4 protein-coding genes are annotated in these 4181 nt (G+C 59.1%); 1 reads left to right on the top strand and 3 read right to left on the bottom strand.

Annotation, left to right across the window (positions count from 1 at the left end; all coding sequences use genetic code 11):
* Positions 1-438: 438 nt before the first annotated feature.
* Together X738_RS80245 and X738_RS86595 are read right to left on the bottom strand one after the other, a co-directional pair.
* The gene (locus X738_RS80245) at positions 439-1476 is read right to left on the bottom strand and encodes a hypothetical protein (RefSeq protein WP_023804227.1); all 1038 of its coding nucleotides are present in this window, start codon (positions 1474-1476) and stop codon (positions 439-441) included.
* Positions 1477-1899: 423 nt separating this feature from the next.
* A complete protein-coding gene (locus X738_RS86595; protein ID WP_023804226.1) occupies positions 1900-2052 on the bottom strand; it encodes a hypothetical protein in 153 nt (50 codons plus the stop codon).
* A gap of 463 nt (positions 2053-2515) precedes the next feature.
* Between X738_RS86595 and X738_RS80230 the strand changes: the two genes are divergently transcribed.
* Entirely contained in the window at positions 2516-3100 is a 585-nt protein-coding gene (locus tag X738_RS80230; RefSeq protein ID WP_441295565.1) for an ATP-dependent DNA ligase, read from the top strand.
* Positions 3101-3844: 744 nt separating this feature from the next.
* Here X738_RS80230 and X738_RS80225 read toward each other — a convergent pair.
* Positions 3845-4156 carry a Crp/Fnr family transcriptional regulator gene (locus X738_RS80225; protein ID WP_441295566.1) on the bottom strand — a complete coding sequence of 104 codons (312 nt, stop codon included), beginning with the start codon at positions 4154-4156 and terminating at the stop codon, positions 3845-3847.
* Positions 4157-4181 lie beyond the last annotated feature (25 nt).

The following is a 4181-nucleotide window of genomic DNA, read 5'->3' as shown; positions in this document are numbered from 1 at the left end:
ACCCGATCACATGCCTTCGACGTTCAAAATCCCCTTGCATCAACGGGGGCATCCACACATGACACTTGGTACCGGTGGACGGCAAGAATCGACCCTTTGCGGAAATTCGTTTGGCACTGGTCGATTCACGCCTATAGCCTTCTACGACGTTCCACTGGGTCTCCGTGAAGGTCGACAAAAGGTTAGATTGCGGGCCGTTGGTTCCGGAGTGTGAATCGGGACCGAAGCTTCATGCCAGCTTGGCCAGGGGGCCAGGCTGCGAACACGCCAGAATGATCGGCGGCCTCGGGGCCGTTTCGGAACTGCTGGCCCAGCCGAGGCACCCGATGCCGGGCCGCCTTTGCCACAGCGACTTCAGCCCCTGGGCATAGATTAGATTGACTAACGGCACCGAAGCACGCCCGCTGACCGTGCTCCTTCAGAATTTCCAAGCTGGCCTCATCCGGCCCGCGCCTCCACCCGGAACGAGGGAATCGGCGAGTAAACATGCGCGGTCTTTGGATCTGGTTGACCTGAGAACATCGAGGTCCGCGCCTTCCACGAAGGGATGCAGGTATTGTAGTCGCCGTAGACTGCCATGCTTGTCGGCCTAAAGTCATTCTTAGCGATGTATGCCTTCAACGCGTCGCGGTCGACGTACTCGTTGGCAAAGGCCGCCTTGTCATCCTTGCCGTAGTGCAGGTAGCCGAACTCCCAATAGTCGCAGACGCTGGGCGGGTCGCCCAGCTTCTCCGTCAGCTCGCCCAGAATGCCGGAGAGGTAGGACGCAAAGTTGTGGGGATGCTGGTTCCCTGGCATTCCCTTGGGCCAATTGAAGTCCGGGCTAGTGTAGAAGGCCATGCCCGAGCCACCAAGGTGGACGCCCTTGTCCATCTCGATGGCTTTCCTCGCGTAGTCCTCGGACTGGAGCTTTTTGTACCTCGCCCATTCACCTTGGTTCTCGAGGCCGAAGTAATAGCGCTGGGCCGAATAGATGTCCGTGACGGTGTCATGCCACTCGTAGAACATGCCGGGCGTGTCGTGCATCGCGTCGCGGATGCGGGGGTCTCCACGGCCGCACTGCACTGCTGCGACCCGTTTGTCTATGATGTTGCGATAGGTCGTCATCGCGTGATTGATCATCACCTTCGATTGCTGGGCGTACGCACTGGGGCTCGCGCCGAGGTCCTTCATGATGGCGAGCAACAGGTTGCCCGCCATCAGATAGAGCGGCAGCGACTGCTCGGCCCTGTCGTCCTGGATCATGTTGCCGATGCAACGTAGTAAGGGTCCCTGCACACTCTCCTGCAACGTGTGTCTGTAGTCGGTCCCTCCCGCCTCTGCATCCAGCAGGACAGCCTGCTCCTTGATTCCCCAGAAGTCGCCCTGAAGCTTCACAACCTCGTTGGTCAAGATTGCCTTGTTTACGATCTTCCCGACGTTCTCGTATACCTCGGGAAGCCACGCGGGGGGCTTCTCGGGGAACAACTCGGCCATGATCTTGGCGGCTGCCTTCCCCCCCGACCAGCTCGAAGAGCTTCTTGGCGGCCATCGCTGCCAACTGGAATTCATCCGGCATGACTTTCCTCCCCTCCGAACTCTTTGTGCCCAGGCGGTTGCCCAGAGAGCAGAATGCTATCGGCTCGATTATGCAGGTGTCAACTTAGGGGTGCGAAGCGGTCCTTGGGCGGCGTAAACTAATGTCGTTGAACGGGTCGGATCGCGACCTTCGCCTCGCGAGCGCAAATGACAGGAAATGGCGCTGTCTGCTGGTTCCGGTGAGCAAACGGACGACAGCTTTCCACCCAACCTTGCCGTTCGGAGGGGTGCTAAGCGTCAGGCTTTCACTTAGCCGGTCGGCAGCGGATCAACGCGGTAGGCAACTGGTCAGCCTCTCGACGGTCTCAATGATGGCTTTGGCTAGCGCTCGCCCTCATGGACCGGCTCGGGACCATAGAGCAGCAGGACAGCTTCCTCGCTCGGCAGCACACCAGCAGGGCAGGTCTGTTCAATAGCCATGCGAACCAGCTTGAGGGCGGCCCAGGCGTTGCGGATGTTCTCTTGGGCTTCCATGCTTCCTCGCTGAGATGGACTGTCTCAGCGGCAAACCGTGAAGGCGAGAGCCCTGTTCCATCAAAGTTTAACGACTGGGAAAGCGCACTGGAAAGCAAGTGCGGTAACAGTTGATTCAACCGTTGCTGGTAATTCTAGAGGAGTGTGGAAGCGGCTCCGACAGTGAGGCGGGGGAGCTGGATTGCCGGAGCCGCCTGCGCAATCCCGGGTTGGGGTTTGACCGCGCCGTCCTATTCTGGGACAGCGCGGTCAACGATTCGTTAAAATTGGAACTAATTAAGCGCATGCTAATNGACCGCGCCGTCCTATTCTGGGACAGCGCGGTCAACGATTCGTTAAAATTGGAACTAATTAAGCGCATGCTAATTGAAATCGCGGTTTTGCGAGTCAATGCATGCGTTTGAAGTTTGTCCCGCCGATGATGCCCACCTTGGTAGCAAAGCCGCCCCAAGGCGATGACTGGATGCATGAAGCAAAATTCGACGGCTACCGCTCCCAAATCATCATCGACGCCGGCGGTGTGCGGATCTTCACCCGCCGCGGCCTAGACTGGACATCGAAGTACCGCGATCTGGTCGAGGCAGCCAAAGGTCTCAACGTACAGAACGCCATCATCGACGGCGAAGTCGTCGTCTTGAATGAGGCTGGCCTTTCGGATTTTGCCGCGCTGCGCAAGGCCATCACCAGGCGCCAGCATGACCTCTATTTCGTCGCGTTCGATCTGCTGCATCTCAACGGCCACGACTTGCGCGACATGGCACTTGAGGATCGGCGGGAAATCCTGGCCGGCCTTATAGGGGCTGATAGCCGCATCCAGTTTAGTGAGACAATGCCGGGCGAGGCAAATGCGATCTATCATCTGATCGACGCGGCCGGCCTGGAGGGGATGTTATCGAAGCGTCGAGACAGCAAATATCGCGGCGGCCCGACCACCAATTGGCTGAAGACAAAATCCTTTACCGAAAGCGAGTTTGAACTTCTCGGAGTTGAACGAGAGAGGGGCAAGCCGGCCTTCGCCCTTATGGCCGAGCCGGGCACCGGGAAATAATCGGTAGTGCGTTCGTGAGCGTCAACCGCGAAATGCGGGAGCGGCTTTGGAAGCGTGTCCAAGAACATGCTGGGCCACCGCCCAAGGAAATGCCAAGGCGGCCGGCAACTCAGTGGGTCAAGCCAGGCATCAAGGCCCGCATCAAGCACCTACGTGGGGAGGAAGACCTTCGGCACGCCTCGCTGCAGGATTTTTGGGATGAGAGTTAGCGACCAGTGGCAAGCGTTGGGCGATTCTAGATCGGAACGCGGCGAATGTGAATCCCATCTTCCTGGTGTTATCGCACCAGTGCTGAGCGACTGCTAATTTAAGCCGGCCTAAACGCGCGCTGGCGACGCGCACGCCGCGCTATATCGGCGCCATGAGCACACGTGCTGCTGTAGCTCGACGCGATCAGCGCGTCGGCTGCCTTCGTGCGCCGCTGATAGGCGCGCAGGGCCTTGCTCTTCCCCATGCCCAAGTCCATCAACGCCAGCCGCCTTGGACGACCGGAGGAGTCCACGCCAATGCTGCCAGGGCTTTGAAGCTCTCCCCGGCTTCATTGCGAAAAAAATGTGGCGTGCACCTCGATTCAGAGTGATCCGAAGATCATCGACCGCGAGATAGCCGACCTTATCAAGGCAGGACTGCCGGAAAATAAGGGTTGCGGTCTGTTTTTGGTTGGCACAGCAGGTCCGCGGGTACGCGTCAAGCCTGTCGCACGAAATGTGCGGTATCGCCCCCCCGCCGCAGCGACAGCCTTCGCTATTCCTTCTTGTCGACCAGCGCCCGTAGTGCCGAGACGTCATGCANCAGAGTGCTGTATTCGAATACCCGCTCGGTCATGCGCCGGAGCTGGGCAGACAGATGCTCAAGCAGCATCCAGGCGAAAGTCGGATGGGTCATCACGATATCCCGGAATGCTGTGCCGGACAGCCGTGCAGCGCGGGTTGCCTCCAGCGCGACGACGCTAGCAGAGCGTGCAATCCCGTCAATGCCTCCGAGCTCCCCGAAAATGTCACCCGGTTCGACATCGCGATACGCTATCTCCCTGCCGTCCGCTGAAACCAGTGTCACGCGAGCCCGTCCTTCCAGCAGGAAG

Source organism: Mesorhizobium sp. L48C026A00 (assembly GCF_000502375.1).
GTDB lineage: Bacteria > Pseudomonadota > Alphaproteobacteria > Rhizobiales > Rhizobiaceae > Mesorhizobium > Mesorhizobium muleiense.
This window is presented reverse-complemented; position numbering and strand designations above follow the sequence as displayed.